Here is a 25258-nt window from a genome sequence, read left to right on the forward strand (position 1 = left end):
GAATGGAAAGGAGGAAGCATAATGGAAAAGATTATAGATTATATTGAGATAAAGATAGTAGAGCAATGTAATATGAATTGTATAGCATGTAGTAATTTTGGAAATATTGCTAGATCAGAAGAATATGGTATTTCTGAATATGAAAAAGATTTAAAGAAAATTTCAGATTTGGGAATATCTATCAAAAAAATCAGATTACTAGGAGGCGAACCATTATTATCAAAGAATATACTAAAATATATTGAATTAACTAGAAAATATCAGTCTAAAAGTAATATTTATGTAGTTACTAATGGAACATTACTACAGAATATGGATGAAACATTTTTTGATAAAATAAAAGAAAATGACATTTGTATTCAAATTTCAAGTTATATAACTAAACGTACTGAATTAAAAACATCAATTAAAAAATTAGACACTTTAAATATTAAATATCAAGAATATAAACCAGATTTTTTTGAAGTTGATTATAATTTTGAAGGAAACCATGAGACTAAATATATATTTCAAAGATGTAGAAACATATATGATTGTACAACTTTGCATCATGGTAGAATTTACAAATGTTCAAAACCAATTAGCCTAAAACACTATGATAAGAAATATAATACAAAATATTATAATGTAAACGATGGGATAGATATATATAATAATAATTTCACATATGATAAATTAATTGAATTTTTGAATATTCCTTCTGAAACATGTAAATATTGTACTTTATTTAAAAATTACATTCCGTGGTTTGAAAGCTTAAATGTACAATTTTCGAATTGGATAAATGATTGTAATAATAAATTGTTAATAGCAAATATGAATGAGGATTCTAAGGTATATAAACAAAATTTGAAATATTTTAATTTTATGACCATAAGTATATGTAATAAGAATATTAAATTGGTCAGTATGAATTTATTAGATATTATTTCTTTTAGTAAAAATGTATATTTATATTTACTGGATTTTAGAGCAATTGAAAGAATGGAATTTGTAACTAAAATTTTAAGTAAACACAATATGGAAATTCAATCATATCTATTTAGCAAAGAAATTTATAGTGACTTTTCTTTTTTTACTAGTATATATGATCCGAAAATCGAATCATTAGATTTAAATGGATTATCGGATGGTATTATAATATTATTTTCAGCTTCGGATAGGCTATTGATGAAAAAAACTAGAAAGATAATTAAGGAGAAGAAAATATGAGAGTACTAATACTTTGTGTTCCAGAAGAAAGTCATATTAAACCATTTGCACATGTTTTTAATTATCTAGTAAATAAAGGTATTGATGTAACTATATATTTAAAAAAGGGACAAGAAAAGTATCTTAATAATTCAAAAAAATATACTATATGTTATTATAATCAATACTTTTTAGATAACATATTTCATTTTAATCAGACAATTTCAAATAATAGTATAAATAAAAATATTAAAAATAATTATGAAGTAACAGATTTAAATTATCGAAAAAACATGCAAATTGCTAGTCACTTATTTAGGTATCGTTGTATAAAAAAGTATCTTAAAGACGAAAAAATTGATTTTACCAATTATGATTTATTAGTATATGATCATTATTTATATTATGGATTTATTGTTAGTAAAAAATATAAGTTAAAAAGTATTAGCATGTTACCAAACATAATACCTATATCTTCATTAGAAGAATATAATTTAATTAACTACTTGGATAGTGAGTATTTTTTCTTGGATCCAAATGATAAGCTGACAACTTCAAGAGAAGAAGTTTTACCTATAATTAATGAACTTTCTCATCAAATAAGCAATTATACAAACATGCCATATAATTATTTAGGCAGCACAATTGAACAAATATGTCTATTTCCTTCAGCAATATGTGTATATCCAGATTCATATATGCAAAATTTTAATGGAAAACTTATTTGTGTTGGGCGAGATAATTCTGTATCAATGAACACCAGTACAAAAAATAAAATAAAAAAAATATTAGTTTATTTTGGAGAAATAGAATCTAAAATGCAAGCGTTTCTTGCAGAAAAAGTAATTCAAAAATTATCTGAAACTGAATTTGAAGTGTATATCATATGTAGAGAAATTGATAGATGGGGTATTGATGTTACTCATTTTGATGGACCTAAGATACATATTAGAAATTATTTTAAAATAGAGAATTTACTAAAAAAAGTTAATCTGTTTATTAGTCATGGAGGATTTACGAGTTTAAATGAGGCGGCTTTATATGGAGTACCTGTTTTATGTATTCCTACCTCTGGAGAGCGGGAGATAAATGCGAAAAGATTTGAACAGCTAGGTGTTGGAATAGTTTTAGATTATACTCTAGAGAATGTTGATAAGTATTTATTAATATATATTAATAAAATAATAGAAAATTCTGTGTATAAGCAAAAGTCAATAAAAATTGGGAATGAGATATTTAAATCATCTAAATCTTATGAAACAGAATTATATAATGTAATTAATTTAATTCAGGAGAAAGAATATGAATAAGCATGAGTTTAGCATAATGGAAGCGAGAAAATATTTATTATTCTATCAGGGATTATTAAATAATCAATATTATGGTGAAAAAGGGGTTATAAAATATATACAAAAAGTAGGATGTATTCAATATGACCCATTAAATATTGTTGCTAGGAATGCTGATTTAGTTCTTCAATCACGAGTTTGTAATTATACCTCTGATATACTTCATAAACTTTTATACCAATCGCATGAGCTTATAGATGGTTGGGATAAAATGATGGCTATTTACAGTATAAATGATTGGATAAATTTAAAATATATTAGAGATGCTAAAAAGAGTAGTATGTTGAAAACAATGAACTATCGAAATACTATGAATGCATTAAATTATTTGGATACAGTAAAAGAGTTTATAAAAAGACATGGTCCTTGTTATTCAAAAGATTTAAAAATAATAAAAGAAGGAAGTTCTAAATGGGGAAGTAATAATTTGTGTAATGTTGCACTAGAATATCTTTTTAATATAGGAGAATTGGCAGTGGTTGATAAAAGTAATTCTCAAAAAAAATATGATTTAATTGAACGTGTTATTTCTAAAGAATTATTAGATAAACAAAATAATTTTCAAAACAAAAATGATTTCATAGATTGGTATATCATTAGAAAAATAAATAGTGTTGGTTTTTATTGGAATAGAAACGGTCCTGTATGGGAAAATGCTTTTACAAAATCAAAAAAAGATAGGACTAAATATATTAATAACTTAGTTGATGCAGGTACAATTATTCCATTTACAATAAGTGGAATTGATGAAGTGTTTTATATAACTAAAGAAAATTTAGAAATAATGAAGAATATTAATGAGATTAAAAATAAAAAAAAGTGTAGTATTTTAGCACCTTTAGATAACCTATTATGGGATAGAGAGTTTATAAAATTAATATTTAATTTTGAATATAAATGGGAGGTTTATACACCTAAGGAGTTAAGAAAATATGGCTACTACGTTTTACCAATTTTATATGATCTGAATTTTGTTGCAAGATTTGAAGCAAAGAGAGATGACAAAAGGAATAGATTGTTTATAAATAATTGGTGGTGGGAAAATAAACAATATGAAAAAGATATTGAAATAAACGAGCAAATACAAAAATGCCTTAATAAATTTTTAAAATTTCTTAATTTAGCAGATATCGAATATTCTACACTTATGAAAGAAGGGGATAGATAGTGGAAGAGAGAATTGCTGTAGTTTTCCCAGGACAAGGGTCACAATATGTTGGCATGGGAGAAAAATTGTTTAATGTAAATCCGAAATGTAGACAGGTATTTAGTCAAGCTTCTAAAATATTAGGTAATGATTTTTTAAATTTATTGTTTCACGGTGACATTGATGAACTTTCAAAACCTCACAATAATCAGCCTGCAACGTTGATAGTAAGTTATGCATATTATGTATATTTTATTGATAAATTTGGTTATTATCCAACAATGTTGGCAGGGCACAGTTTAGGAGAGATTACTGCATTAGTATGTTCAAATTCAATTTCATTTGTTGATGGAGTTAAATTGGCTAAGATTAGAGGAGAGATTATTGAAAAAAATATAATTACTAATGGATGCATGATTGCTATTATGGGAAATAATTTTAATGAGTATATAAAAATTATAGCTGACCTTAAAGAAAAAGGAAAAAAAATAGATATTTCAGCTATTAATTCACCCACTCAAATGACTGTAGCAGGAATTAGAAATGATGTATTGGAAACAAAAATATTATTAGAAGAGAAAGGGGCAATGTGTTTAGAAATTAATTTAGAATATCCTTTTCATACCACTTTAATGAATGATACAGTGAATGAATTTGATAAATTTTTAGAACAAATTGACTTTAAAATGCCTACTATTCCAGTTGTATCTAGCGTGGATGGAAATATATATGGAAGTACTAAAAATATAAGGAAAAATTTATCAATTCAATTGAATGCACCTGTATTGTGGAAAGAATGTATGGATACAATGATAAATGAAAAAATAGATGTTTTTTATGAATTGGGACCTAGAGATGTTCTTAGAAATCTCTATTTAGATCAAAATGTTAGTATTTTCTCTTTAGATAATCCTAAAGATTTAAATGATGTGATTTGTAAATTTGATAATAATTATGAAATTTGTACGAACGTCAAATATAAAATTAATGCTATCAAACAAGTTATAAAGTATATTTTAGGTTGTAAAAATTTCGAATATGATGTTAATAGTTACAGAAGTAATATTGAGATTCCATACATAAAGCTATATGCATATATATACCCATTTCTTGATGAAATAGATATACCTAGTTTATATCAAATTGTGAATATATATTTAGCTGCAAATAAAATTATTAGGCATAAATTTAATAGTGAAAAAGATGCTAATAAATACTTGAATAGGTTGATTATAAATATGAGACTTTATGATTTGCTACATTTGGAGGTGATGAATTGATGAGTGGTATACAAGATTTTTCGGAAGGTGATATTGCTATTGTAGGAGTTGGTCTAAAATTTCCTAATGCGAACAATCTTGAGGAATTATATATAAATTTAAAAGAAAAAATTGAATTTATTTCCGAATGTCCTCCTAATAGAAAGAAACTTATTTTAGATAATTTAAAGGATTTAGAGAAAGAGTCTATTAAATTTCCTAAAGCTGCATTTTTAGAAGATATAGTTGGATTTGATAATGAACTATTTAATATTTCTCCTAAAGAGGCAAAACTAATGGATCCAATTCAAAGAATAACGTTAGAAGTATGTTATTCTGCATTAGATGATGGTGGGTATACAAGTGGGAAAGAACAAAACATAGGAGTTTTTATTGGGTGTCCAACTGAATATTCACGGAATTCATATCAAAATCTAATTATGAAATATTCTACAGAATTGGCTAACGATTCATTTTCGGGAAACTTACCAGCCGTAATTAGTTCGAGAATCTCATATTTCTTAGATTTGCATGGACCTTCGATGTTAATAGATACATCATGTTCTTCATCATTAATAGCTTTTGATGTAGCTATTAAATATATTTTATCAGACTCATGCAAAATGGCCCTTGTAGGTGGAGTAAATATTATGGTAGACCCTTCAATAAATAGTATTGTTGACTCAATTGGTATACTTTCATCTGATGGTAAAACTAAATCTTATGATGATAGTAATAGTGGAGTTGGTCAAGGAGAGGGGTGTGGAATAGTACTTATAAAAAAACTTTCAGATGCTATAAAAGATAAAGATCATATCTATTCAGTAATTAAAGCTATAGAAGTAAATCAGGATGGTAAATCAATTGGGATTACAGCACCAAGAAAAAGTGCACAAGTTGATGTTATAAAAAGAACGTGGGATAAAGCAAATATTGATCCTAATGATATTGGTTTTATAGAAGGTCATGGAACTGCAACGAAGTTAGGGGATTTAACAGAAATCGGTGCATTGAAAAGTGCTTTCTTATCGTATACTAATAGGAGACAATTCTGTGCATTAGGATCTGTTAAATCAAATTATGGACATACTGTGGGTGCAGCGGGGGTTTTAGGAGTTCTAAAATGTATACTTAGTTTAAATAAGAAAACTATTTTTCCAAATTCCAATTTAGATATACCTAATAGACGTGTTGATTTTATTCAATCACCATTATACATAAGTTCAGATTTAGAGAAATGGATAAGTTCATCACCATTAATCTGTGGCGTTAGTTCTTTTGGGATAAGTGGAACTAATTGTCATATGATACTTCAAGAATGGGATAATGAAAGATATGTTGATTCTATAAATTGTATGTATCCAATCCTTTTATCTGGTAGAAACAATCAAGAAGTGTTGGCATCTTTGAAAAAATTACGTAGTTATATTATCAATAAAAATATAAGACTGGAAGATGTATCATATTCGTTATGTACTAGAAAAAAAAGATTTACAAATAAACTTATACTTACAGTGAATAGTTTGGATAGTTTATTAAGTAAAATTGAAAATATATTAAAAATTTGTAGTATTAATTCAAATAATATTACAAAATTTGATGAATATAAATTGTTACAAAAAAATAGTGGTTCTGACCAAGCAATATTAGCAATGTTAAATGATCCATATTTTCAACTTCCATGTTGGATTAATTCTCAAAATATTCCTATAAGTTTGTATTCATATGAAAAAAAGAATTTTTGGTTTAAAGAGATAAGTTCAAATCAAGATTTTTATCATATTATTAGTCTTGAAAAGCGAAATATTAATAATCAAGTAAATGACATTATGAGCAGGGTTATGATTATTTCAGAAAAAAATTTTTTAGTAAATGTTATTAAAAGTCAATTGAAAAAAGATGCTATTATATTCAATTCTAAATTTAGAATTAAAGATGATGTGCTGATTACAGGTAATAAAAGAATATATCTAAATGATAATGACATTATTATTTATCCTGTGAATGTAGAAAATAGTACAATGACTTATACTACAGAAAAACAAATAATATGTAAATTTATAAATATAATTCAAGAAATATATAAAATAACTAAAAAAGTTAAATTAATATTTATTGGTATAAAATCTATGGAAGATTGCAAAATTGATCCACTATTGAATTCTATGTATTCGTTTCTTAAAACTTTTAAGTGGGAAAAAACTAATATTAATTGTAAATGTATAGACTATAGTTTTAATTGTAGTGTAGATATGCTTATAAATAATATTAATGAAAAAGATAATTATTTTATATCTATATTAAGAAATAATAATAGATATATTGAGACAATAAAGAATATTAAAACAGAATTAGCTAAAGGAAGTATTGGTTTCAAAAAAACAGGAACATATGTGATTTTTGGTGGATTAGGTCGAATTGGGGTTAACATTACCAGGTTTCTTGTTACAAAATTTGATGCAAAAGTAATTGTTTTGACTCATCGTAACATAACAGAATATGAAAGAAATTTGAGAAGTGATGATAAGCAATTTATTAAAGAATTTCTTGATACAAATATAGAAATAAAAAAATGTAATATTAAAGAATACTTAGAAATAAATAAAATTTTTTCTGATATACTTAAATACAATAAAACAATAGATGGCATTTTCCATTGTAGTGTCAATGATAAAAATAATTTTATCAATGAATTGAGATTAGAGGATTTGATTGAAAGCTATGAAGTTAAGGTTAATGGGGCAAGGAATATTTATGAAGCAGTTAAAAATAACGAAAATAAAATAGGTTTTGTAGTTCTATTTTCGAGTGTTATGACATTAATTTCTGGAAATTGTAACGCTAGTTATAGCATGGTCAACTCATATTTAGACTCATTAGTATATTTCTTCAATAAAAATCTTAATCAACAACATTTTGTAGTACTTAACTGGTCTGAATGGGAGAATATTGGTTTAACAGAAGAATTAAAAAATGAAGAAAATAAATCGTTATTCCATAAAATTGATGTAAAAGTTGCTATAAATTTGATGGAAGAAGCGTTAAAAAAGTATTATGGCTTTGAGCGTATTATTATCGGAAAAGAGAATGACAATAGCAAATTGTATCAATTGAAAGATTATATCCCTATTAAATTCTATAAAGATTTACCTGATGATACTATTTTAGTTTCAGCACAAGATAATGAAGATCTCAAGTTAGCAAAAAGTGATAAATCAACCTCAATTGAGGTATACAATAAAAATATTAATAATATAATAATGGAAAATAAATTGAATATAGAATTAATTGGTAGAGAAGATAAAAAATTCACAAAAAATGAAATGATTATTGCAGAAAGTTATTCAAAGATAATGGGATATCAATCTATTGATATAAACAAAAAATTTATTGAAATGGGAGGAGATTCAATCTTTGCGTTTAAAATTTCATTTGATCTTAGTGAGCATGGTGTAAATCTTGATGCAAATAAAATTTTGAAATACCAAACTATTAAAGAAATGGGAAAATATTTAGAAAATGAAGAAACAACTAGAAGATAGATATTATATGGATTTAGCAATACATGAGGCTTATAAAGCAATGAATATGGGAGAATACCCATTTGGCTGCTGTATAGTTAATGAAAAAGGTAATTATATTTCTACTCATAATTTATGCTCAAAAAAAGGAAATTCAATTGAGCATGCTGAAGTTTTAGCGATAAAACAAATGTGTAATTTTTTGAAAACAAGCGATTTGTCACATTGTACTATTTATACTACCACATTTCCATGTTTAATGTGCTTAGGTGCCATAGGCTGGTCTAAAATTTCAAGAATTGTGTATGGAACAACAATATCTGATTCATTAAAAGCTGGATTCAAGGAAATAAAATACAAAAAAAATGAAATATTAAGGGGATTTCCGTATTTAGTTCAATGTGATCATAGTGATTTGAATCATGAATGTGAGAAAATTTTATGTGAATGGCGAAAGAGGAAAAGATTAATTGAAAAATTATATAGGAGATGATGATATTTAATATGATAAAATTTGAATTTTGTGAAATTTTTAAATCTATACAGGGTGAAGGAAAACTAGAGGGAATTCCAACTGTATTTTTAAGATTTATAAGATGTAATTTGAATTGTAGTTGGTGTGATTCTAAAGACTTAATGAAAAAAAACACAAGAATTTCATTATCTATTTCTGAAATTTTAGAAAAATTAAAAGAAAGCAAATGTACATATGTTGTATTAACGGGTGGAGAACCATTATTAGATAAAAATATAGAAATATTAGTAAAAGTACTAAAACAGAATGGGTATCATGTTACTGTTGAAACAAATGGTACAATTTTTAGAAACATAAACTGTGATTTAATTAGTATTAGTCCAAAATTAAATCATTCTAATAACTTAGAAATTAATATAGATAAAAATATACGTACAATACTACAATTAATTAATAATTGTGATGACTATCAAATTAAATTTGTAGTGAGACCAGATGAAACTGATTTTGAAGAGGTAAAGAAGTATGTAAATTGCATGAATTTACAAGATTCATATTTAGATAAAGTAATGGTAATGCCTTTATCAAATTCTAAAAATGAATTAGAAGATGTTCAAGCAGATGTGGTAAGGCTAAGTATTAAATATAATTTTAGATATGCCGATAGATTACAACTGCATATTTGGGACAATGAAGAAGAAAAATAGAAAGTGAGAATATGTATGAATAAAGAAAAGTTATTTAAAGAAAGAGTAGATGATTTTTGGGTTTATCCTAAACTCACAAAGATAGTTGATAAAAGAGATTTTAATGATGATTTTTTTAGTTTTCTTCAAGTAGCAAAAGAAAATAATAATAGAACAAATCTGTATATTCATATACCATTTTGTGATTCGGGTTGTGTTTTTTGTCCATATTATAAAATAATATGTACAAGAAATAATAAATTAATTAATGAATATGTAGATTATTTACTAGAGGAATTGGAAAAATATTCAAAAACAAAATATATTAAAACCACAAAAATTGAATCTATACATTTTGGAGGAGGTAATCCACTATTATTATCAAAATTTAATTTTAAAAAAATTATTGAATTTATTAAAGATAATTTTTATTTGAAAGAAAATGTTAGTTGGACTTTGGAAGCATCTATGAATTCAATTACAGATCAAGTTATGATTGATTTATTGGAATTAGGGTTTTCACGTATAAGTTTAGGTATTCAAACCTTTAATGAAAAAATAAGAAAAGATATGGGAATTAAAACAACTATAGATGACATAAATAGATGTATTAACATCTTTAAAAAGTATCAATTTAAAGAATATTGTTTTGACTTAATGTATAACATGCCAAATCAAACAATGGATGATTGGTTAAATGATTTAGAAAAAGCCGATCAATTAGATCCTTATCACATAGATTTATATAATTTAGCAATTTTCCCAAATACAATTTTGGATGAAAAAATAAAAAAATCAGACAATTTAATAGTTAATCCATCAAATAGTAATCAAATTTTAATGTATGAGAATGCCCAAAAGTGGTTGTTTAATAAGGGATATAAACAATTAACGACTAATACATTTTCAAAAAGCCAAGAAAAAATTCATATTGGAGATCAAACATATTTAGATAATGGAGATGTCTTAGGTATAGGAGCATCATCAAGAGGATTTATTAATAAAAAAGCATATAAGAATGTCTGTGATATTAATACATATATGAGAGAATTAAATAAAGATAATTTTCCGGCGGATTTATGTAGAAATGTGACAGAATTAGAAGATATGGAAAGGAAAATGGTTTTTTTCCCTATTAAGTTAATGATTTTAAAAAAAGATGTTCCAGAAAAAATATATGATGATATTTTTGAATTTTTGATTCAAGAAAAAATTATAAAGGAACAAAATGATCGTTATATATTAACTCAAAGAGGTACAGTATGGTCTGGAAATATTGCTCTCATGTTCATTTCAGAAAACAACTGGAAGCTTTACATAAAATCATTTTTAAACTCCTTAAAAGAAAAAACTAATCCATATAATGAAGACTACATGGGTACTAAGTATGGAAAATAATAAGTTGCTTTCTTTATATCATAATTTATCAAACAATTCAAAAAATCATCTAGATAAAATTGCTATTAAGTATGGCGATATTAATATGTCATATGGTGAATTAATTAGAAGGATAGATCAATTTTCTAATCAAATATTAAGAAATTATCCTAATAAAAAAAATTTCGGATTACTTGAATATAATTCTATAGAGTTCATCGTTTCTTTCTTTGCACTTGAAAAATTGAATAAAGTTATTTATCTATTTAATCCATATTTAAATCAAAAAAAGATTAAAAGTATCTTCCAAAATATACAACTAGACTGTTTAATTGTTAATAAGGATATTTATAAGACTATAGAAAGTAAAAATATTAAAATAATTAAAACGGATCAAATAATATTTGATGGTAAACAAAAAAAAGAATGTCTTAACTGCACTATTAATCTCAAAGATGAAAATTCAGTAGTTGCAATACAGAGTTCATCTGGTACAACTGGAATTGCAAAATATGCTAAAAGAACACTTAATAATTATCATTATGATATCAAATCTATTATTACTACATTATCATATAATGAAACTACAACTATTTATTGTCCGGTTTCATTAAGTCATGGATATGGACTTACAATGGGGATGTTGGCTTCACTACTTTCAGGGGCAACATTGATTCTAGATAAGTGGTTTATGCCAAATCATGTTCTGAAAACTCTATCAACAAGTGATATTGATATTTTTTTAGGAACACCTACTATTTATGAAACCTTAAATAATTATGAAAATGATAAGTATAATGTACGAAACGCTAAGATGTATTTAAGCTCTAGTGATTCCTTATCTTTTGAAATTGCAAAGCAATTTAATTATAAATATGGTTGTTGGATTTCACAAATGTATGGATTAATGGAGGCTAGTACTGTGACTGTTAATCTTAATCCTGAAGAAAGTAATGTGATAAGTGTAGGCACAGCAGTAAATGGAGTAAAAATTAAGATATATGAGGAAAATGTAGAAGGGTTTGGAGAAGTTATTATTTATAGTAAAGCAATTTCTGATTCATATATCGATAAGAAAACAGATAAGGTATTTATTGAAAATAAATATTGGTATAAAACAGGTGATATAGGATTTATCAAAGAGGGAAATTTATATATAACAGAAAGGAAGAATATAAAATGATTATGACAATTGGTAGCACTTTTACATTTGAAGCAGCACATAAACTTCCAAATGAAGAAGTATATGGAAAGTGTAAAAAACTGCATGGACATAGATACGAATTAACTGTAATTGTGAAAGGAGATATGTGCGATAAGGGATGGATTTGTAATTTTAGTGAAATTAAAATGGTAACCAATAAAATAATTCAAGAATTAGATCATTCCTATTTGAATGATTTAATTGAAATTCCTACAGCTGAAAATATACTTTTATATTTTTTAGAACAAATTAAAGATAGTTTTGGAAAAGAGGTTTCGATTTATAAATTAAAACTATATGAAACCCAAAATAATTTTGCTGAGATTATTATTGATTAAATGGGAGGAATCTTTATGAAAGACGTACAAGAAGAAAAAGATTTAAGGAATATAATGATTAATCAAGTTGGTGTTTCAAATGTTATTTTACCAATCATTATAAATCAGATTACAACTAATGGTAAATTCAATTTATTTGTTGAATTAGATTCTAATAAGAAAGCAATTCATATGAGTCGTTTAATAGAGGTGCTAAATACTCACTTTACTGAGATTAATATGACTGAAATAGAAAATATATTATATGATTCCAAAGTTTGTTTAAATAGTAAAAAAGCATTACTAACAGTAGAATTTAGTTATTTTAGAAATAAAGTTGCTCCAATATCCAAAAAAACTGCTTTGATGAATTATGGTTGTAAAATAATAGCTGAAATGAATGAGTATGATACTATGACAGTTATGTGTATTTTAAATGTCCCTATAACGTCAGTATGTCCTTGCTCGAAAGCAATTAGCAATTATGGTGCACACAACCAAAGAGGAATTATAGAGGTAGAATTTAAATTGGAAGAACTTGATTTAATTGATAAAATCATAGGAATTTTAGAAAGTTCTGGTTCTCAAGAATTATATACTTTATTAAAAAGAGTTGATGAGAAATTTGTTACTGAAAAGGCCTACGAAAATGCAAAGTTTGTTGAAGATATTATAAGAGATGTAGTTAATGGTTTAGAAAAATCAAAGATCATATGGAAATATATTACTGTGGAGAACTATGAGTCAATACATAATCATAATGCAATTTCAAAAATCACTAATTCAAATTTTTAGAAGGAGAAAGAAAAATGAATAAAAATTTAACTCAAGAAATTGAAAATATTGTAATTACCGAATTAAAACAAGAGAATATCTCTTTTGAAAATGTGGATAAAGATACTGAACTAGTGGAGAGTCGATTATTAAAATCTTTATCGTTGATCAACATTTTAGCTACTATTGAGGAAAAATATGATATTGATTTATTATCAGAAGATACCAGCATTGATGATTTTACAACTATCAATAAAATAGCACATATAGTAGAAAAAATTATAGAAAAGAAAATGTACTAAGGATGGATAATATATGCTTTTAGATATAACTAATAAAGAGTTAGAAGTAGATCCAGAGTATGAATACTATTGTTTTCAAAATTGTTTTAGAATAGTTTTAGAATATTTAAATGTAAAAGATCCATTATATTTTTTGAATTGTGGATTAGTTTGGAAATTTGAAGAAAATTCAAAATTTGATTATAATTATCATTTTTGTACTGCAGATAACAGTATTGATTTTTTACCAGAGTTTCAAAATTTAATAATGAGATATGATTTAACAAAAAATTCGTTGAGTGAAATTGAAGAAAATAACAAATTGGCTTTAGAATCAGGTATTCCAGTAGTCTTAGCAGTAGATATCTTTTATCTTCCATTTACACCATATTTTCAAAAGACTCACTCTCATCATTCTATTATTTTATGTGGCTATTCAGATAATGGAGAAGATGCATATGTAATTGATTGGTATCCTTTATGGAAATACAAAGGTGCTGTTAGTAGTAGTATATTAAAAACGTCACGATTATCAACCAATGATGATGATGGTATATTGGGTGGAATAAACCCTAATGCAGAAAGTATTGTTTTGAATAAAAGTGGATGGAATTACGATAAAAAAGACTTAGTTATTATCCAATTTAGAAATTATATTAATAACTATTATTGTGTTAAAACAAGAACAAATACAGAATATGGAATTCATGCTTTAAACAGACTGTTTAATTTTGTTAAAAAATATATTATGGATAATCATGATGATATTAAAGAATTTATGATTGATTTACATAAGCAATTATATTTTGTGCATACAAGAAAAAGATTATTTAAATATTATTTAAATAATCTTAAAAATGATTTTAGGGATTTAAAAATTGACATAATTATTACCCAATTAGATTATACATACCAATTGTGGAATGACTTGCTGAATATTATTTTAAAAGCTAGCATTAGAGCAAATAGTAAAAATTGTAAAAAAGTAATTTTGAAATTGGAAGAAGCTGTTTTAGCAGAGAAAGATTTATCAGTTTATGTATATGAATTTTATCAAGAGTTTACTTTTGAGAAAGGAGAAGATTAATTATGATTGGTATAATTGGAGCAGGAGTTATGGGAAGAAGTATAGCTACTAGACTATTATTATATAGTCAAGAGATTTTATTAATTGATAAAGAGGAGTCAATATTGGATGCAGCACTAAAAGAAATAGAAGTTAATTTATGCTTTAAAAGTATGCTCAATAATGAAATAACAGTAAATAGAATTTTATCAAATATAACTACATCTACAAACTTATCAAGTATTACTAAATGCAATTATATAATTGAGAATATATCAGAAAATATCGAACTAAAAACAAAATTGTATACAAATCTCAATAAATATATATCAAAGGATTGCATAATTGCAATAAATACGTCTTGCATATCTATTACTAGTTTATCTAAATTACTTAATAATCCATCTAAAGTAATAGGTATACATTTCATGAATCCTGTAACTGAAATTAGTACTGTAGAAATAATTAAAGGATATTTTACTGATACGGAAACAATTGATAGGGTATCAAATTTTCTTAAATTAATAGAAATAGATGGAGTTATAGTAAATGATAATGTAGGGTTTGTCTCAAATAGGCTATCACATGTGTTTATGAATGAAGCTGCATTTGTATTATCTGAAAAAATAACATCTGCTGAAAATATTGATAGGATATTTAAGGATTGTTTTAACCATACGATGGGTCCTTTGGAAACAGCGGACTTAATTGGGATTGATACAGTTGTAAATTCTTTAGATGTATTATATGAATATTATCATGATACAAAATTTAGATGCTGCCCATTACTTAGAAAAATGGTTGCTTCTGGAAAGTTAGGAAGAAAATCTGGTGAAGGATTTTACAAATATTATTAGAGAGAGGATTATGTAAAATGGAAGATATTAAAGAAAATGTAAGAAACTTTATTTTTAAAACATTACGAAATGAATGGGAAGATAATGATGATATATTAGAAAGTGGAGCCATAACTTCTTTATTTTCAATGCAATTAATTTTGTTTTTAGAGAGAAATTTTGATATCCATCTTGATCGAAATGATTTAAATAATGAAAATTTTAGAAGTATTAATTCAATTACTTTGTTAGTAGAAAGAAAGGTTAAGGAAGAAAAATGAAAGAAAAAGGTTTATTTAGAGAAGAAGTAAAAAAATTTGTGAAAGAACAAATAGAACCATATGCGGAGAATTTTGAAATAGAAGAGTCTATTCCAAAATCTATAATACAGCTTCTTGGAGATAGAGGATATTTAAGTTTGAGTGATTCTTCAAACTCTAATTTAAAAGTAGATTATGATAAGGTAGCAATATTAAACGAAGAAGTATGCAGAGCAAGTTCTGCAATCAGAAGTCTATTTACAGTTCAAGGGATGAGTATTTTATCAATTGAAAGATGGGGCACAATTGAACAAAAAGAAAATTATTTAAATAAGTTAAAAGCTGGAGAAATTATCGGGGCATTTGGAATGTCTGAAGAAAATGTAGGTAGTGATGCTAGTACCGTCTACACTACAGGAGTTTTACAAAGCAACTCAATATTGATTAATGGCAGAAAAAAATGGATTACTATGGGAGCTATAGCAGATGTATTTATTATGTTTGTGAATATTGATGAAAAAGTCACAGCAGTTCTTGTAGAAAAGAATGATGTGGGAGTTAAAGTTATACCTACACATGGTATGTTTGGTGTTAAAGGTTCAATGCTAGCAGAAATTGAAATGGTAAATTGTATTGTTCCAAAAAGTAGGATTTTAGGTGAAATAGGCGGAGGAACACCTTATATTTCTCAAACATGTTTAGATTATGGAAGATTTACCATTGCATGGGGATGTATTGGAAGTGCTAAAGAATGTTTAGAAATTGTTTGTGCACATACTGATAAAAGAAAGCAATTTGGGAAAAAACTTTGTGAGCATGAATTAATACAGAAAAAAATAACTCAAATGTATTGTGAATTACATGCTTGTGAATTGTTATGCCAACAATGTACTGAAATGAAAAAAGAAGGAACGCCTGATTCAATATTAGAAAATTGGATTGCTAAATATAAATCATCAAAAATGATAAATTTTGTTGCAAATGAAGCAATGCAGATACTAGGAGCGTATGGTTTGAATGATGATAGCACATTACCTAGACATTTTAGAGATTCTAGAGCAAATGAAATAATAGAAGGTACTTCTGAAATACATGAAATGATGATTGCTAAAGAAGTTGTTAATTTACTAAAAAATGGGTGATAATATATGAAAAACAAAATTAAATGTGTTGTTTGGGATTTAGACAATACAATATGGCATGGAGTTCTTTTAGAGGATAAAGAGGTTCATCTTAATGATGATGTTACTAAAGTAATCAAAGATCTAGATAAAAAAGGTATTTTGCAATCTATTGCAAGTAAAAATAATTGTGATATGGCATTAAAAAAACTTGATGAATTTGGAATAAAAGAGTATTTTTTATATCCTCAAATTAATTGGGAACCAAAATATACATCAGTAAAAGAAATCTCAATATTATTAAATATACCATTAGATTCTTTTGCTTTTGTAGATGATCAAAATTATGAAATAGAAGAGATGAAGTATTTTTTACCTAATGTAAATGGAATATTAACTAACAATTTATTCGATGAGTTAAAAACGGATAGATTCAATATAGAATTTATTACTGATGAAACTAAAAAAAGAAGGATTTTATACCAGACTGATAATATTAGAAAAATGGAAGAAAAGAATTTCAAGGGAACTCAAGAAGATTTTTTAAGAAGTTTACAAATGGAACTAACTATTTCAAAAATGACAGAGGCGGATTTGTGCAGAGTTAGTGAGTTGACTGTACGTACTCATCAATTAAATTCGACAGGATATACTTATTCTTTTGAAACATTAAAAAATATGTTGAACTTACCACAATATATGATTTTAGTAATTGAATTAGATGATAAGTATGGAACATATGGGAAAATAGGGATAGCTCTACTGGAATTGAAAGAAGAAGTGTGGATTATTAAATTATTATTAATGTCGTGTAGGGTCATGTCTAGAGGTATTGGAAGTCCATTTTTAACATATTTAAAAAGACTTGCTAAAAATAACAACGTTAGACTTCAGGCTGAATTTGTTTTTACAGATAAAAATAGACAGATGTATATTACGTATAGATTTTCTGGGTTTAATGAAATTGAGGTAAATGATAAAAATGTGATTTTGGAGGCAAATCTTATTAATATTGAAAAATATCCTGATTATATAACCATGAATAGTTTTTATGATTAGAAATGAAACTATAGCTGATTATCTTTTTATCAGGAATCCTCAAAGTACTAATATTATTGAAAATTCAGATATAATATGTAAGTATTCAAAATTGGTTGCAGTTTCATTAAAAATAGCATTGTTTTTACAAAAAAATGGTATTAAAAATAATGATGTAGTTGTAGTGATTGGAAGTAATAGTTTAGAAACTATATTTGCAGTATTAGGAATTATTAAGTCAGGAGCAGCATTTGTACCTATTTCAGACAAATTACCTATTGATAGAATACAAGTAATTATTGAAGATTGTAACTCTAAGATGTCTATAATTACAAGTGTAGATAAGACATTAATAAAAATTGGTGTATATATTTATGATATAATTGATGATAATATTTCTATAAATAATTCAAATTTTAATAATATAATAAATTATCCTGATGATCTCCAATATATTATGTATACATCTGGAAGCACAGGAGTTCCTAAAGGTGTTAAGATTTCTAAATACAATTTGGTATCATTTTTTAAAGCATTTTATAAAAGAATAGAATTTAAAAATGATAATAAAGTATTATTTCATTCATTAATCTCATTTGATATTTCATTGGTAGAATATATTGTATCAATTGCATATGGATTAGATATTGTTATTTATCAAAACGATAAAGCAAATTACTTTAAATTTGTAAAATATTTAATACAGTATCCAGTTGATATTTTACAAGTAACTCCAACTGAAATAAAATTAATAAATAAGATAGATAAAGATTTAAAATGTTTAAACAAAGTCAAGTATTTATTAATTGGTGGCGAGCAATTTCCTACTAATTTAATAAAAAAATTTCTTGAAAAAAAATGTAAAGTATATAATCTATATGGTCCTACTGAATTAACAATTTGGTCTTTTGTAAAAGAAATTACTAGTGATTCTGATGATGATTTAGGTGAACCATTAGATGGAATTACGTACAAAACAATAAAATTTGAAACAAATTGCTTTGAATTGTTGATTAATGGTAATCAACTTATGTTGGGATATACAAATGACAATAATGAATGCTTTATATTGATTGATAATCAAAAGTATTATAGAACAAATGATTTAGTAATATTGCATGAGAATCGTATTATTTTTAAAGGAAGAAAAGGAAACCAAATAAAGATAAATGGATTTAGAGTAGAGTTAGAAGAAATTGAAAATATATCAAATAAATATATTGGTGTTAGAGAATCACTAGTAGTTCCGGTATCAACTAAAAATAGTGGTGTACATTTGTTATTGTATTATACAAGTGATGATTATGTTAATGAAAAACTATTTAAAATTTTTCTTAGTTCCAAGTTGCCATATTATATGGTACCTGAATTCCTAAAAAAAATAGATAAATTCCCTTTAAATGATAGAAAAAAAATTGACAGAATAAACTTCTTAGAAAGGATAAAAAAATGAATGATGATTTAATAAAAATAAGGCAAAATATTTCAAGAATATTAAATGATACTGTTAAATCCAATAGTATAAATACTGACATAAATGATGGAATAGAATTTTCTGGTTTTTCTGTAAACTCTATTACATTTGTTATGTTAATTTTAAATATTGAAGATGAATACGAAATAGAGTTTGATGATGATGATCTTGATATTAATAAGTATCATAGTTTAGATGATCTAGCTGAATATGTTTATGTCAAGGTTAATGAATAATAGTAATAATTATATTGATTTATTCATATTTAAAAACGAAGGATATTCAAGGAATAATACTATTAAAAAGATATTTAATACATATTACGGATATGATGTACAGGATAATAATATTTTGGTAAGTAAGCTTGGAAAGCCGTTTTTAGATTCTAATAAATATTATTTTAATATAAGCCACTCTGGGGAATATGTGATTTTTGCTGTAAGTGATGATGAAATTGGAATAGATATTCAAAAAATGGATGAAATTAATTTGGGAATAAGTGAAAGATTTTTTTCTCCATATGAAGATAAATTTATAAAAAAGTGTAATAGTTTTAAAAGATTTTATATTATTTGGACTATAAAAGAGGCATATATTAAATATAGTGGACAAGGATTAAATAAAACTTTAAATTCTTTCATCGTATTACATTATAATAATAGTTATTATATATATGACTCTTGTTTACGATCAGATATAGTGATATCTTCGTTTGATTGGGAGAAAGAGTATAGAATATCTATATGTTCTAAATATAAAAATTTTAACTTATTTAAAATAGAATAAAATTCATGTATCATTTTTTATGAATTGATGTACCAGTAAAATTATCGAATAGAATTTTATGTTATTATAGGGCTGGTGATAGAATATGCTAAGTTTTATTTCAAGTCATATTGTTAAGAAAATGATTTTAAATAACATGATAGATAAGAATGAGAAAGAGTTATTTATATATGGAATAGAGTTAATAATATCAAATATATCATCAATATTTATAGTTTTATTATTGGGTATTTTGTTTCATAAACTAATTGAAGCAATAACATTACTAATTTTATTATGGATATTAAGATATTATGCTGGTGGCTATCATGCTAAAACAATGTTACGTTGTTCTTGCATAACTATACTTACTTTTTTATTGTTTGTTATATATTTAAATATCTTTTCATCATCATCAAATTTATTAATGTGGTTTTTTATTATATTGATTTATATATTTAAAATACCTAATAATCTAGATATACAAATTAATAAAAGAATATATTTTAAGACTATAAATTTAATACTTTTGGTAATGGGAATAATGACTTCAATTACATTAGAACGATATAATTTTACAAATTTATATACAGTAATAACTTATTCATATTTTCTTACATCTATTGCAAATTTAATATATAGGAGGGATTAATATGGTTAAATTAATAAGAAGAATTGCTTTAAAGAATGTTAATGTATGTTCACCATGGCATTTTTTTAAACCAAAAAAGCCTAAGTATTAATATCGTAGAATAACTTATTATTTGTGGATGTATATATTTTCTCTAAGATTCAAGTGATTTTTAACTAAGTATAATACTAATTTGAAATTGTATTGAAATACTTGGTATGGTTTCTAATTGCTTTATATTTTCTTTTTACATACATCACTTATTGTAATGATAACATATTTTTCTTATTATAGTGATGATATTTATATTTTACTATAAAGTATTCTTCAGACTTAAATAGTCGATAAAAGATGAGTGAATTAAAATATAAATTATCATAATTATTTTAAAGATAGTAATGGTATAAAAAATATATTTTATAATTTTTTATAAAGAGTAAGAGTTTAAGTATATATTTAAACATCTTATTCTTTTTTTGTTTTTTAATTCATTATTTTTTAAGAATCAAAATATCACTAAATTTCTTTTTTCAAAATATTGAAAGAAGAAAACCAGGTGAAGAATGATTATAAAAAGTCTTAATTTTGGGTTAAAGATATAAATGATAAAAAAACTTATTATTTAAAAGTTAATATGCAGTAGATTGAACTGTCTAAGGAAATGCAAGCAGTATGTAGAAATAGTTATCAAAAAATGAACTATGAAACAAAACATGATATAAATAACCTACGATATTCAGATATAAATCATATTGATTCATATGGCTACTTCCATGACTATGATTATATAGATAAGATTTATCAAGATGATATCCAAATAAAGCTGTATAAAGTGTTGAATGAATTAGATGAAGAAGAACTTTATATTATGAAGTGTATTTATTTTTGTGATATAAGGGAAATTGAAGTAGTTAAGAAACTGGATATATTACAACAAAGATTAAATTATCAGAGAAAAGAATATTAAAAAATTTGAAAAAATTTTGTTAAAAATATTTGATTTTACATCCTTTTATGAGAAGTGTTTGCTTTTTATGGGAGAAAGCAAAATTGGAAAAATCAAAAGTGTTTATTTATTGTCAAGTATCAAGTTGCGAATTAAGAAATCTACTAGATTATCAGGAAAATACATTAAGAAATTTAATCTGTTCTCTTGATATAAATGTGGTTGCAGTAGTTAGAAAAGTATCAACTGGTAAAAAAACTTATATAGGGTGAATGCAAGCTCTTATTCATTATATTACCAATCAAAATATTGATTGTATTGCGGTATATGATCAGACAAGAATTTGTATTTTTGATGATTTATATGTGGAGTTTCAAATGATTTGTGATAAATACAATGTTGAAATTATGACGGTTAATAGTAAGAAAGAATTATGTAGTGTTAGATTATTTTAACTTGCTATGATGAGATGTCATAGTTTTTTGTGCTTTCATTGTCGCTCACCTCCTTTGTTCTTGCTTCAAGGATAAAAGGAGGAAAAATAAATGTATAATAAAGCATCAGAGGAAAAGAAATGGAAAAAATGGAAAGAAAATGAAGAAAAAATATTAAAAGAAAATGGAATGTCAGAAGATAAAATCATGGAACTGCGTTGTTATGATTGGAAAGATTTTAATGCTGAAAGAAGATTTAAACAGAGACAGTTTACTAATTTCCAATCTATTGATGAACAGATATTCGATGATATAAAGTTGCCCATCAATAATATTGATGATCTAGTACATCAACTAGATAGTAAGGAACTATATGAGTTTATGAAGAGCATCAATCATCAAACAATGCAAATTGTATATTTGTTGATTTGTGGTTTTAGCGTTAAAGAGATAGCGTTAAAGTGTAATTTGAGTGAAGATACAATTCGTTACCGAATAAGAAGTATGAGAAAAAAATTAAAAAAATTTGAATAAACTTTCATATTTTAGACGTTTTAAACGGCTTATATATGAAGGGAATTAAATCCCTGATAGTTTTTTGATAATTGAATAGCAGTATTGATAACGTTCCTTATATATAAGCCCATGTTATAAATACGCCGTCATAGATAATGTTTTATCTTAGCGATTAATATTTGATAACAAAATAGAATGCTAACTATTGGCAATGAATATATAAGGGGATAATGATACACATAATGAGTCCTAGTCCGAGCAGTTATAATCTGTCACAGGCAAGACATTATATAGGTGGAAGTCCTATAAGATTGTATGTCGATATAATCTTGTGGAACTGTACTAGCAAAGCAGTCTATCAATAGTGCATAAACTTATAAATATTATATTGAAAAGTATCTTCGGTAATATTTTTAAAATTAAGCAAAAATTGATGCTTTTCAATTTTACATAATAAAGCGAGGTGATTAACTATTATGATTGAAAACATAAAACGTGGGGAAATATATTTAGCGAATCTTAATCCTTCTGTTGGGAGTGAACAAAATGGTGTTAGACCAGTTCTAATTATTCAAAATGATATTGGGAATATTTATAGTAATACGACCATTGTTGCCTGTATGACTTCACATATGGAAGGTAAACCGAAATTACCTACACATATAGCTATTACAGCAAGAGATAGTCTTAAACATGATTCTATTATTATGATGGAACAGTTAAGAACAATAGACAAGTCAAGATTAATCAGAAAATTAACTAAACTCAATCAAGTGGAATCAGCAAGTATAAAGATGTCACTTAGAGTGAGTATTGATATATAAAATATAATTGTCAAAGGTACGTTTATAAAAATCGTACCTTTGTTTTTTTGTGAAAAAGGTTTTATGATTTTAGTGTCATGACAAGCCAAATTAATTAAAAAAGGAGAATGCATATGCAATTAAGTGAAGAATTACCATTATTATTAAGCGTTAAAGAGGCTTCAAAATATAGTGGCTTAGGTATTAATAAAATAAGAGAGATTTCAGATAGTTCAAAATGTGATTTTGTAATATGGAATGGAAATAAAAGGATGATTAAAAGAAAACAGTTTGAGGAGTGGCTACAAAAAGAAATGTATATTTAGTTTAGGAAAGGAATGGATTAATATGGGTAAAGGTTTAAATGGTACTGAATTAGGAGCAGGAATTTCACAAAGAAAAGATGGCATATATTGCGCAAGATATGTTAATAGATTAGGAAAACGAAAATATATATATGATTCTAATTTAAGAAGAATAAAACAATTATTAAAGCAAGCAATAAAAGAAGATAAAGAAAAAGCAAGTCTAGAATATGACTATACATTAAATCAATGGTTTGATTTTTGGTTTGAAAATTATAAGAAAAAAGAAGGCATGAGTCGACGTTATTTAGAAAATATTTCTCATAACTATGATCTTTATGTACGAGATGTTGGAGATATTGACATTACTAAATTTAAAAACATTGATGCTTTAAGAATAGTTAAAAAAGCATTAAAAGTGTCAAAGACTGCTGGAGAAACAGTTAGACATACATTAACTCAAATGATGGAAAAAGCATTTCTCAATGATATTGTTAGAAAAAATGTATGTAAAAATATAGATGCACAACCTAGAAATAGAACTGTAAAACAACCTTTAAGTAAGAGAGATGAAAAAATGCTTCTTAAAGGCTGTACTAATCAGTTGCATAAAGACATGATTGAATTCAATATTAATACCGGTTTAAGAATAAGTGAGTTATTGGGATTATCATTTGATGAAGTAGATTTAGATAAAAAATTTATATATATAAAACATCAAATTTCTGATTATCCAGATGATAAAGGCAATTATTTTTTTAGAGAAACAAAAACAAAAAATGCGAGATATGTTCCTTTGAATGAAAGAGCATTAATTATATTAAGAAGAAATATAAAATTACGTCAAAAACAACTTGAAGAAGGAACACATAAACGTTACTATAAACAACATAGTGATATAAGCAAAGAACTAATCTTTGTTAATACAAGAGGAGACTGTTTCACAAGAGCAGGATTTCATTCAGTACTAACGTATATTAAAGATAGAGCAATTGAGGATGGGTATAGATATGATTGTAAAAATATTTCACCACATACATTTAGACATACTTTTGCCACAAGATGTATGGAAGCAGGCATGACACCAAATACTGTTAGTACGTTATTAGGTCATACATCAGTAAGAATGACATTACATTATGTACACAATAGTATAGATCAATTTAATGATGACATTGTTCTTATTGAAAGCATTTAAGAGTGCATCATGTAAGTTATTATATGTTTATTCAAACAATGGTGTAGTAAGTGGTGTAGTAGAGATGTGGATATTAAAAAAACGTTGATTATATGGTATAAATTTGATTAGCAAAGCAATCTTGTCAACATTGTCGTTAAATAAAATATTACAAATGTTTAAGTAGAGATACGTCTCAAAAACCTTGAAAATCAAGTTTTTTGAAAAAGTGTCTCTACTTTTTTGTGAATATATGTATTTTTTTTGGTGACAAATAAAATCTTTATAAGAATGTCATGAAATAA

General features: G+C 25.4%; 29 protein-coding genes. All 29 read left to right on the forward strand.

Translation table 11 applies throughout. The features are described 5' to 3' along the window. Positions 1–21 precede the first annotated feature (21 nt). Positions 22–1212, forward strand: coding sequence for a radical SAM protein (locus LJD34_RS00230; RefSeq protein ID WP_227358885.1), 1191 nt, complete (start codon positions 22–24; stop codon positions 1210–1212). Next, entirely contained in the window at positions 1209–2501 is a 1293-nt protein-coding gene (locus tag LJD34_RS00235; RefSeq protein ID WP_227358886.1) for a glycosyltransferase, read from the forward strand. Before LJD34_RS00230 ends, LJD34_RS00235 begins: the two co-directional genes overlap by 4 nt. Beyond that, positions 2494–3708: a DNA glycosylase AlkZ-like family protein gene (locus LJD34_RS00240; protein WP_227358887.1), complete on the forward strand. Its 1215-nt coding sequence runs from the start codon at positions 2494–2496 to the stop codon at positions 3706–3708. The genes LJD34_RS00235 and LJD34_RS00240 overlap by 8 nt, the downstream gene beginning before the upstream one ends. Further along, entirely contained in the window at positions 3708–4967 is a 1260-nt protein-coding gene (locus LJD34_RS00245; RefSeq protein WP_227358888.1) for an ACP S-malonyltransferase, read from the forward strand. The genes LJD34_RS00240 and LJD34_RS00245 overlap by 1 nt, the downstream gene beginning before the upstream one ends. Next, positions 4967–8488 (forward strand): beta-ketoacyl synthase N-terminal-like domain-containing protein, encoded by a 3522-nt coding sequence (locus LJD34_RS00250; protein ID WP_227358889.1) that lies wholly within the window; start codon positions 4967–4969, stop codon positions 8486–8488. The genes LJD34_RS00245 and LJD34_RS00250 overlap by 1 nt, the downstream gene beginning before the upstream one ends. A 7-nt stretch (positions 8489–8495) precedes the next feature. After that, positions 8496–8960 (forward strand): nucleoside deaminase, encoded by a 465-nt coding sequence (locus LJD34_RS00255; protein WP_227358890.1) that lies wholly within the window; start codon positions 8496–8498, stop codon positions 8958–8960. An 11-nt stretch (positions 8961–8971) separates the two neighbouring features. Continuing rightward, positions 8972–9649, forward strand: a complete 678-nt coding sequence (locus LJD34_RS00260; RefSeq protein ID WP_227358891.1) for a 7-carboxy-7-deazaguanine synthase QueE — start codon at positions 8972–8974, stop codon at positions 9647–9649. Positions 9650–9664: 15 nt separating this feature from the next. Continuing rightward, positions 9665–11026 carry a coproporphyrinogen-III oxidase family protein gene (locus tag LJD34_RS00265; protein WP_227358892.1) on the forward strand — a complete coding sequence of 454 codons (1362 nt, stop codon included), beginning with the start codon at positions 9665–9667 and terminating at the stop codon, positions 11024–11026. Further along, on the forward strand, positions 11016–12188 hold the full coding sequence (locus tag LJD34_RS00270) for a class I adenylate-forming enzyme family protein (protein WP_227358893.1): 1173 nt from the start codon (positions 11016–11018) through the stop codon (positions 12186–12188). The genes LJD34_RS00265 and LJD34_RS00270 overlap by 11 nt, the downstream gene beginning before the upstream one ends. Beyond that, a complete protein-coding gene (queD, locus tag LJD34_RS00275; RefSeq protein WP_227358894.1) occupies positions 12185–12547 on the forward strand; it encodes a 6-carboxytetrahydropterin synthase QueD in 363 nt (120 codons plus the stop codon). Before LJD34_RS00270 ends, queD begins: the two co-directional genes overlap by 4 nt. 15 nt (positions 12548–12562) lie before the next feature. Then, the gene (gene folE2, locus LJD34_RS00280) at positions 12563–13321 is read left to right on the forward strand and encodes a GTP cyclohydrolase FolE2 (protein ID WP_227358895.1); all 759 of its coding nucleotides are present in this window, start codon (positions 12563–12565) and stop codon (positions 13319–13321) included. A gap of 14 nt (positions 13322–13335) precedes the next feature. After that, positions 13336–13602, forward strand: coding sequence for a hypothetical protein (locus LJD34_RS00285; protein ID WP_227358896.1), 267 nt, complete (start codon positions 13336–13338; stop codon positions 13600–13602). A 13-nt stretch (positions 13603–13615) separates the two neighbouring features. After that, complete coding sequence (locus LJD34_RS00290) at positions 13616–14668, forward strand: BtrH N-terminal domain-containing protein (RefSeq protein WP_227358897.1); 1053 nt, start codon at positions 13616–13618, stop codon at positions 14666–14668. 2 nt (positions 14669–14670) lie between these two features. Beyond that, positions 14671–15504, forward strand: coding sequence for a 3-hydroxyacyl-CoA dehydrogenase family protein (locus LJD34_RS00295; RefSeq protein WP_227358898.1), 834 nt, complete (start codon positions 14671–14673; stop codon positions 15502–15504). Between the two features lie 17 nt (positions 15505–15521). After that, complete coding sequence (locus LJD34_RS00300; protein WP_227358899.1) at positions 15522–15764, forward strand: hypothetical protein; 243 nt, start codon at positions 15522–15524, stop codon at positions 15762–15764. Beyond that, on the forward strand, positions 15761–16885 hold the full coding sequence (locus LJD34_RS00305; protein ID WP_227358900.1) for an acyl-CoA dehydrogenase family protein: 1125 nt from the start codon (positions 15761–15763) through the stop codon (positions 16883–16885). The genes LJD34_RS00300 and LJD34_RS00305 overlap by 4 nt, the downstream gene beginning before the upstream one ends. A gap of 6 nt (positions 16886–16891) precedes the next feature. Further along, entirely contained in the window at positions 16892–17923 is a 1032-nt protein-coding gene (locus LJD34_RS00310) for an HAD-IIIC family phosphatase (RefSeq protein WP_227358901.1), read from the forward strand. Beyond that, positions 17916–19355, forward strand: coding sequence for an AMP-binding protein (locus LJD34_RS00315; protein ID WP_227358902.1), 1440 nt, complete (start codon positions 17916–17918; stop codon positions 19353–19355). Before LJD34_RS00310 ends, LJD34_RS00315 begins: the two co-directional genes overlap by 8 nt. After that, positions 19352–19612: a phosphopantetheine-binding protein gene (locus LJD34_RS00320; RefSeq protein WP_227358903.1), complete on the forward strand. Its 261-nt coding sequence runs from the start codon at positions 19352–19354 to the stop codon at positions 19610–19612. Before LJD34_RS00315 ends, LJD34_RS00320 begins: the two co-directional genes overlap by 4 nt. Beyond that, a complete protein-coding gene (locus LJD34_RS00325) occupies positions 19605–20162 on the forward strand; it encodes a 4'-phosphopantetheinyl transferase family protein (protein ID WP_227358904.1) in 558 nt (185 codons plus the stop codon). The genes LJD34_RS00320 and LJD34_RS00325 overlap by 8 nt, the downstream gene beginning before the upstream one ends. An 85-nt stretch (positions 20163–20247) precedes the next feature. After that, positions 20248–20793 (forward strand): accessory gene regulator B family protein, encoded by a 546-nt coding sequence (locus LJD34_RS16690; RefSeq protein ID WP_227358905.1) that lies wholly within the window; start codon positions 20248–20250, stop codon positions 20791–20793. Position 20794: 1 nt separating this feature from the next. Further along, entirely contained in the window at positions 20795–20884 is a 90-nt protein-coding gene (locus LJD34_RS00335; protein ID WP_227358906.1) for an AgrD family cyclic lactone autoinducer peptide, read from the forward strand. Positions 20885–21433: 549 nt separating this feature from the next. Further along, positions 21434–21739: a hypothetical protein gene (locus LJD34_RS00340; RefSeq protein WP_227358907.1), complete on the forward strand. Its 306-nt coding sequence runs from the start codon at positions 21434–21436 to the stop codon at positions 21737–21739. A gap of 83 nt (positions 21740–21822) precedes the next feature. After that, a complete protein-coding gene (locus LJD34_RS00345) occupies positions 21823–21990 on the forward strand; it encodes a hypothetical protein (RefSeq protein WP_227358908.1) in 168 nt (55 codons plus the stop codon). Then, positions 21991–22173 (forward strand): hypothetical protein, encoded by a 183-nt coding sequence (locus LJD34_RS00350; protein WP_227358909.1) that lies wholly within the window; start codon positions 21991–21993, stop codon positions 22171–22173. Between the two features lie 90 nt (positions 22174–22263). Continuing rightward, on the forward strand, positions 22264–22686 hold the full coding sequence (locus LJD34_RS00355; RefSeq protein WP_227358910.1) for a LuxR C-terminal-related transcriptional regulator: 423 nt from the start codon (positions 22264–22266) through the stop codon (positions 22684–22686). A 458-nt stretch (positions 22687–23144) separates the two neighbouring features. Beyond that, the gene (locus tag LJD34_RS00360; RefSeq protein WP_227358911.1) at positions 23145–23492 is read left to right on the forward strand and encodes a type II toxin-antitoxin system PemK/MazF family toxin; all 348 of its coding nucleotides are present in this window, start codon (positions 23145–23147) and stop codon (positions 23490–23492) included. 113 nt (positions 23493–23605) lie between these two features. Beyond that, positions 23606–23797 (forward strand): excisionase, encoded by a 192-nt coding sequence (locus tag LJD34_RS00365; protein WP_227358912.1) that lies wholly within the window; start codon positions 23606–23608, stop codon positions 23795–23797. 22 nt (positions 23798–23819) lie between these two features. Next, complete coding sequence (locus LJD34_RS00370) at positions 23820–24974, forward strand: tyrosine-type recombinase/integrase (RefSeq protein ID WP_227358913.1); 1155 nt, start codon at positions 23820–23822, stop codon at positions 24972–24974. Positions 24975–25258 lie beyond the last annotated feature (284 nt).

This window comes from Faecalibacillus sp. MSK20_93 (assembly GCF_020589945.1).
Taxonomy (GTDB): Bacteria; Bacillota_I; Bacilli_A; order Erysipelotrichales; family Coprobacillaceae; genus Faecalibacillus; species Faecalibacillus intestinalis.

Bases quoted from the DNA above. Each gene is read 5' to 3' on its own strand.
- LJD34_RS00230 (WP_227358885.1), top strand. From the start codon at position 22: ATGGAAAAGATTATAGATTATATTGAGATAAAGATAGTAGAGCAATGT.
- LJD34_RS00235 (WP_227358886.1), top strand. From the start codon at position 1,209: ATGAGAGTACTAATACTTTGTGTTCCAGAAGAAAGTCATATTAAACCA.
- LJD34_RS00240 (WP_227358887.1), top strand. From the start codon at position 2,494: ATGAATAAGCATGAGTTTAGCATAATGGAAGCGAGAAAATATTTATTA.
- LJD34_RS00250 (WP_227358889.1), top strand. From the start codon at position 4,967: ATGAGTGGTATACAAGATTTTTCGGAAGGTGATATTGCTATTGTAGGA.
- LJD34_RS00255 (WP_227358890.1), top strand. From the start codon at position 8,496: ATGGATTTAGCAATACATGAGGCTTATAAAGCAATGAATATGGGAGAA.
- LJD34_RS00260 (WP_227358891.1), top strand. From the start codon at position 8,972: ATGATAAAATTTGAATTTTGTGAAATTTTTAAATCTATACAGGGTGAA.
- LJD34_RS00265 (WP_227358892.1), top strand. From the start codon at position 9,665: ATGAATAAAGAAAAGTTATTTAAAGAAAGAGTAGATGATTTTTGGGTT.
- LJD34_RS00270 (WP_227358893.1), top strand. From the start codon at position 11,016: ATGGAAAATAATAAGTTGCTTTCTTTATATCATAATTTATCAAACAAT.
- queD (WP_227358894.1), top strand. From the start codon at position 12,185: ATGATTATGACAATTGGTAGCACTTTTACATTTGAAGCAGCACATAAA.
- folE2 (WP_227358895.1), top strand. From the start codon at position 12,563: ATGAAAGACGTACAAGAAGAAAAAGATTTAAGGAATATAATGATTAAT.
- LJD34_RS00285 (WP_227358896.1), top strand. From the start codon at position 13,336: ATGAATAAAAATTTAACTCAAGAAATTGAAAATATTGTAATTACCGAA.
- LJD34_RS00290 (WP_227358897.1), top strand. From the start codon at position 13,616: ATGCTTTTAGATATAACTAATAAAGAGTTAGAAGTAGATCCAGAGTAT.
- LJD34_RS00295 (WP_227358898.1), top strand. From the start codon at position 14,671: ATGATTGGTATAATTGGAGCAGGAGTTATGGGAAGAAGTATAGCTACT.
- LJD34_RS00300 (WP_227358899.1), top strand. From the start codon at position 15,522: ATGGAAGATATTAAAGAAAATGTAAGAAACTTTATTTTTAAAACATTA.
- LJD34_RS00305 (WP_227358900.1), top strand. From the start codon at position 15,761: ATGAAAGAAAAAGGTTTATTTAGAGAAGAAGTAAAAAAATTTGTGAAA.
- LJD34_RS00310 (WP_227358901.1), top strand. From the start codon at position 16,892: ATGAAAAACAAAATTAAATGTGTTGTTTGGGATTTAGACAATACAATA.
- LJD34_RS00315 (WP_227358902.1), top strand. From the start codon at position 17,916: ATGATTAGAAATGAAACTATAGCTGATTATCTTTTTATCAGGAATCCT.
- LJD34_RS00320 (WP_227358903.1), top strand. From the start codon at position 19,352: ATGAATGATGATTTAATAAAAATAAGGCAAAATATTTCAAGAATATTA.
- LJD34_RS00325 (WP_227358904.1), top strand. From the start codon at position 19,605: ATGAATAATAGTAATAATTATATTGATTTATTCATATTTAAAAACGAA.
- LJD34_RS16690 (WP_227358905.1), top strand. From the start codon at position 20,248: ATGCTAAGTTTTATTTCAAGTCATATTGTTAAGAAAATGATTTTAAAT.
- LJD34_RS00335 (WP_227358906.1), top strand. From the start codon at position 20,795: ATGGTTAAATTAATAAGAAGAATTGCTTTAAAGAATGTTAATGTATGT.
- LJD34_RS00340 (WP_227358907.1), top strand. From the start codon at position 21,434: ATGCAAGCAGTATGTAGAAATAGTTATCAAAAAATGAACTATGAAACA.
- LJD34_RS00350 (WP_227358909.1), top strand. From the start codon at position 21,991: ATGCAAGCTCTTATTCATTATATTACCAATCAAAATATTGATTGTATT.
- LJD34_RS00355 (WP_227358910.1), top strand. From the start codon at position 22,264: ATGTATAATAAAGCATCAGAGGAAAAGAAATGGAAAAAATGGAAAGAA.
- LJD34_RS00360 (WP_227358911.1), top strand. From the start codon at position 23,145: ATGATTGAAAACATAAAACGTGGGGAAATATATTTAGCGAATCTTAAT.
- LJD34_RS00365 (WP_227358912.1), top strand. From the start codon at position 23,606: ATGCAATTAAGTGAAGAATTACCATTATTATTAAGCGTTAAAGAGGCT.
- LJD34_RS00370 (WP_227358913.1), top strand. From the start codon at position 23,820: ATGGGTAAAGGTTTAAATGGTACTGAATTAGGAGCAGGAATTTCACAA.